Source organism: Cupriavidus sp. CPT47-8839-RL05A (genome assembly GCF_058792255.1).
Map to the genome: position 1 here is coordinate 125,402 of NZ_JBYTEG010000022.1, position 4,185 is coordinate 129,586.

The 4,185-nt window shown below is 67.8% G+C and carries 4 protein-coding genes; 1 reads left to right on the forward strand and 3 read right to left on the reverse strand.

Annotated features, from left to right (window positions below; all coding sequences use genetic code 11):
- Positions 1 to 66: 66 nt before the first annotated feature.
- Both AC3WVS_RS24770 and AC3WVS_RS24775 read right to left on the reverse strand, forming a co-directional pair.
- Complete coding sequence (locus tag AC3WVS_RS24770; protein WP_058697811.1) at positions 67 to 1,242, reverse strand: M20 aminoacylase family protein; 1,176 nt, start codon at positions 1,240 to 1,242, stop codon at positions 67 to 69.
- A gap of 42 nt (positions 1,243 to 1,284) precedes the next feature.
- Positions 1,285 to 2,322 carry a tripartite tricarboxylate transporter substrate binding protein gene (locus AC3WVS_RS24775; RefSeq protein ID WP_492320725.1) on the reverse strand — a complete coding sequence of 346 codons (1,038 nt, stop codon included), beginning with the start codon at positions 2,320 to 2,322 and terminating at the stop codon, positions 1,285 to 1,287.
- Positions 2,323 to 2,466: 144 nt separating this feature from the next.
- Here AC3WVS_RS24775 and AC3WVS_RS24780 point away from each other — a divergent pair, with 144 nt between their 5' ends.
- On the forward strand, positions 2,467 to 3,366 hold the full coding sequence (locus tag AC3WVS_RS24780; RefSeq protein WP_436224008.1) for a LysR family transcriptional regulator: 900 nt from the start codon (positions 2,467 to 2,469) through the stop codon (positions 3,364 to 3,366).
- A gap of 35 nt (positions 3,367 to 3,401) precedes the next feature.
- Here AC3WVS_RS24780 and AC3WVS_RS24785 read toward each other — a convergent pair whose 3' ends face one another.
- Entirely contained in the window at positions 3,402 to 3,881 is a 480-nt protein-coding gene (locus AC3WVS_RS24785) for an SRPBCC domain-containing protein (protein WP_492320726.1), read from the reverse strand.
- Positions 3,882 to 4,185 lie beyond the last annotated feature (304 nt).

Below are 4,185 nucleotides of genomic sequence, written 5' to 3' on the forward strand. Positions count from 1 at the left end.
CCCCCCCTCCCCCCCCCCCCCCCCCCCCGGGCCAGTCCCTAATCGCCGAAATAGCGATCTGCAACCTCAGTCGATCAGGAAGCGTTGCGTCAGCAGCGCCCAATAGGCCGCGCCGATGGCGACGTTGTCGTCGTTGAAGTCGTAGCCGGGGTTGTGCACCATGCAGGCGCCTGCGCTGTCTCCATCGCCGTTGCCGATCAGCAGATAGCTGCCGGGGCAGCGCTCCAGCATGAAGGCGAAGTCCTCGCTGCCGGGCAGCGCCGGGCCTTGCGGCACGACCTTGTCCGGCCCAAGCAAGGCGAGCGCCGTCTGGCGCGCGAATTCCGTCTCTTCCGGAGTGTTGACGAGCACCGCATAGCCTTGCCGGTAATCGATCTCGGCGCGCACGCCGTAGCTTTCCGCCTGGGCCTGCACCAGGGCCTTGATGCGCCGCTCCAGGGTGGCACGCACGTCGCGGTCGAGCGCCCGCACGCTGATTTCCAGCGTGGCTTCCTGCGGGATCACGTTGTTGGCCTTGCCGGCATGCATGGCGCCGACCGTTACCACCGCCATCTGCAGCGGGTCGACGTTGCGCGAGACCACGGTCTGCAGGGCCAGCACGATGCCGGCGGCGGCCACCAGCGGATCGGCTGCCCGGTGCGGCAGCGCGCCGTGGCCGCCCACGCCTCTGACCGTGACGGTGGCGTAGTCCGACGAAGCCATGGTGGGACCGTCGCGCAGCACCAGCCGTCCCTGCGTGATGCCAGGCATATTGTGCATGGCGAAGACGGCGTCGCAGGGATACTTCTCGAACAGCCCGTCCTGGATCATGCGCACGGCGCCGCCCATGCCTTCCTCGGCCGGCTGGAAAATCAGGTTTAGCGTGCCGGAGAACTGCGCTTCCTGCGCCAGGTATTCCGCGGCGCAAAGCAGCATGGCGGTGTGCCCATCGTGCCCGCAGGCATGCATGACGCCGGCATGGCTGCTGGAGTAGGGCAGGCCGGTCGCCTCGCCGATCGGCAGGGCGTCCATGTCGGCGCGCAGGCCGAGCCGGCGCGTGCCGCTGCCGCGCCGCAGCCTGCCCACCACGCCGGTGCCGCCCAGCCCGCGCTCCACGTCGTAGCCCCATTGGGCGAGGCGCTCGGCCACAGCGTCGCTGGTGCGGTGCTCCTGGAAGCCAAGTTCCGGATGCTGGTGAATGTCGCGGCGCAGCGCAACGAACTTGTCCGCGCGGGAGCGCAGCGATTCCAGGATGGCGTGCATGGGATTTCTCTCCTCTCTATATGCGATGGCATTGGCGTTGCGTCATTGCGGCTGCAGCCCGATGGCCTTGGCCAGGCCGCGGTAGCGCGCCGTCTCGCCTTCGTAGAAGCGGGCCGCCTCCTGCAGCGTCATCGGCGTGGCCACGGTCTGCATCTGGGCTTCCAGCCCGGCGCGCACGCCGGGATCCTTGAGGACATTGCCGAGCGCCAGGTTCAGGCGCTGCACCACCTCGGGCGGGGTTCCCTTCTTCACCATGAAGCCGGTCCAGATCGTGAAGGCGAAGTTCTTCAGCAGCTTGCCTTCGCCGATGGTGGGCACATTGGGCAACAGCGGCGCCCGGGTGGCGCCCGCGGTGGCGAGCAGTTTCAGCCGTCCCTGCTGGGCCATCGCGCCGAGCGCGGCGTTGAACGGCACGATGGCGAAGTCGAGCTGGCCGCCGCCGAGGTCCTGTACCAGCGGCGCCGCGCCCTTGTAAGGGACGTGGGTCATCCTGGTGCCGGTGAGCTGCTGCATGTGCTCGACCAGGATGTGGTACAGCGAGCCCACTCCCACGCTGCCGTAAGACAGCGGCTTGTCCTTGCGGCTGCGCGCCAGGGCGATCAGTTCGTCCGCGGAGTTGGCTTCCAGGTCCTTGCGTGCGATCAGTGCCAGCACCGCGGTGGAAATCGGCTGCACCAGCTGGAAGTCCTCCGCCTGCAGCTTGACCGCGGCATTGGCCAGCGGAGACAGGATCACTTCGTTGGGAGAGCCCTGGAACAGGTAGTAGCCGTCGCCCGGCGCCGACAGCACCTTCTGCGCGCCGATGGCGCCGCTGACGCCGCCCAGGTTCTCCACCAGCACGGTCTGGCCGAGCTGCTTGCCGACGGGCTGGCTCAGCACGCGGGCGATGGCGTCGGAGGCGCCGCCGGCGGGATAGGGCACCATCAGTGCGATCGGCTTGGCGGGATAGGACGCCCCGGTCGCCCCCGCGGCTGCGGTCGCGCCGGCCGCGCCGGCGCAGATCGGGCTGGCCAGCACGGCGGCAAGCAGGCCGCCAGTCAGCCTCGTCAGCGGGCGGCGCAGGCATTGTGTGAGGGTCATCGTCGTCTCCTGATCATGGATGCCGCGTCTGTCTTGTTGCCCCGGCGGGACGCACGGCTGGCAGCCATGTTAGGAAGGTGGCAACCTGATGTCCAATGCATCATTTTTCTCATTATCATTACAAGATTGCATGCGAGGACGGCGATGAACCTGATTCAGCTCAAGCACCTGATCGCGTTGGCGGAGACCGGCTCGTTCAGCCAGGCCGCCGCGCGGCTGCATCTGACGCAGCCGGCACTCAGCCGCAGCATCCAGGCCCTGGAAGCGGAGCTGGGCATGCCACTGGTAGACCGCATCGGCAAGCGCAACGAACTGACGCCGTTCGGGCAGCTGGCGCTGGAAAGGGCACGGCGCATCGCCTTCGAGGCTGGCGAGCTCAGGCAGAGCGCGCTGGCGTTGCAGGCCGGCCAGGCGGGCACGCTGCGCATCGGCCTGGGATCCGGGCCGGGCGCCATGCTGATGACGCCGTTGCTGGTGCATATGGCCAGGCACCATCCCAGGGTCAGGCTGACCATTTCGCGCGGCGCGACCAATCTGCAGCTTCAGCAGCTACGCGCCCGCGCGCTTGACGGCGTGGTCATCGATCTGCGCTCGCTAGTGCCGGGCCCCGACCTGCGCGTGGAGCGGCTGCCGGACCTGCGCGCCGGCTTCATGTGCCGCAGCGGCCATCCGTTGTGCAAGCTGCGCCGCGTGAGCTTCGACGATCTGCTGGCCTATCCGATCGCTTCCAGCCCCCTGTCGGACGAGGTGGCGCGCATCCTGATCGCCCACTTCGGGCCACGCGCGCATCCCGACCAGATGGTCACGCTGCGCTGCGAGGAGATCTCCAGCCTGGTGGAAGCCGCCCGCATCACCGATGCGGTGTTCCTCGGCATCATCGCCGCCGCGCGCGAGCCCATGGCAAGCGGGGAACTGGTGGAGCTGGCATTGACGCCGCCCTTGCACACCAGCGCGCAGTTCGCGCTGATCACCTTGCAGGGACGGACCGAGACGCCCGCAATGGAGATGCTGCGGGCATTCATGGCGGAGAGGATGCGGGAGTAGCGGCGCTCCCGCCCGCGCGTACAGGCAATGACCGCTCAGCGCAGGCCAGCCTGCCGTTGCGCATTCAGCGCTTCCGCGCGCGCCTTGACGTCGCGTGCCACCTGGTCGAACCCCTGCTTCACCCAGGCACCGTGCTCGCGCATGATGGTCTCCGCATTCAGTCCAAGGAACAGGTCAGTGGTGAAGTAGCGGGTGCGCCCGGGCCCGATGGCTTCCAGGTACTGGTCGCGCCGGGCGGCATCCTTGTTCTCGTCGGTGGGGCGCTGCTCCCACGAGAGCAGGCGTTCCGGCTCCCACGCCACCAGGTACTCGTTGACCGGGATGACCTGGTCAGTGCCGGGGATGCGCACCTGCATGTACACCATGTCGCCGAGCCGGCCGGTGGTCTCCAGCCCAGGGCAGAACGCATTCCATTCCGCGTAGCGCGCAAAGTCGGTCAGCACTTCCCACACCAGCGCTACCGGCGCGTCGATCTCCACCTGGATCGACGTCACGAGATTCTCTGCTTTGGCCATCGGCCCCTCCTTCATGAAAGTCATTGGGAAGGGACACACTAGAGCCGTGTGACTGCGGTTCGCATACCCCGAACGGACGAGTCCGGGTGGACGAAGGCGATGTTGTCGAGGTCAGGCAGATTGAGGCTTGCCCCGAGCGCGTTGTCCGGCGGCGGCGACGCGCGGCGGGGTCTCAGTCTCCAACTGCTGTGAGCTTGGTGCCGGCCATCCGGGATGGCTGGCATTTTTTTTGGTGCGCCCGGCAGGGCGCACCTACTTGGGGGTGGAAGTCCCCTACACACCCGGCAAGGGGAAGTGTTAGCCA